The organism is Pseudomonas sp. Je.1.5.c (assembly GCF_051129895.1).
GTDB classification, from domain to species: Bacteria; Pseudomonadota; Gammaproteobacteria; order Pseudomonadales; family Pseudomonadaceae; genus Aquipseudomonas; species Aquipseudomonas urmiensis.
The window spans coordinates 1-376 of sequence record NZ_JBCPSP010000109.1; the positions used below are offsets into that span (position 1 = coordinate 1).

General features: G+C 64.6%; 1 pseudogene. It reads left to right on the plus strand.

What is annotated here, in order from left to right:
* Window positions 1-376, plus strand: a pseudogene (locus AAZU54_RS27340) (T6SS effector BTH_I2691 family protein); the annotation flags it as partial.

Below are 376 nucleotides of genomic sequence, written 5' to 3' on the forward strand. Positions count from 1 at the left end.
CCACCGCTGTTCGTCGACCCTGCGGTGGAGCGCCAGCGAATAGTCGATTACACGGCGCAGAACAGCGACGAGCGGCTCGAGCAGCGCTATCACGAACCGATGCGCGCCGCCTTCCAAGCCGAGTACGGCCGCCAGGAGGCGCAGTACCAACATTACATTGACCTCAATGCCAGGTTCTACGCGTCGCTGTGCGCCAGCCCGACGTTCAAGCGCATCGAGCAATACGATTATGACGGCAATGATCGCGAGTCTGGCATCGCCTACTGCAAGACCATGGCGCTGTGCCTGGCCGGCGGCATCAGCGAAGCGCCAACCGCCAACCGCGAGGCGCAGCCGGCTGCGGGCAGCAGCGCAGCGCTCTGGCTGAAGTGGCTGC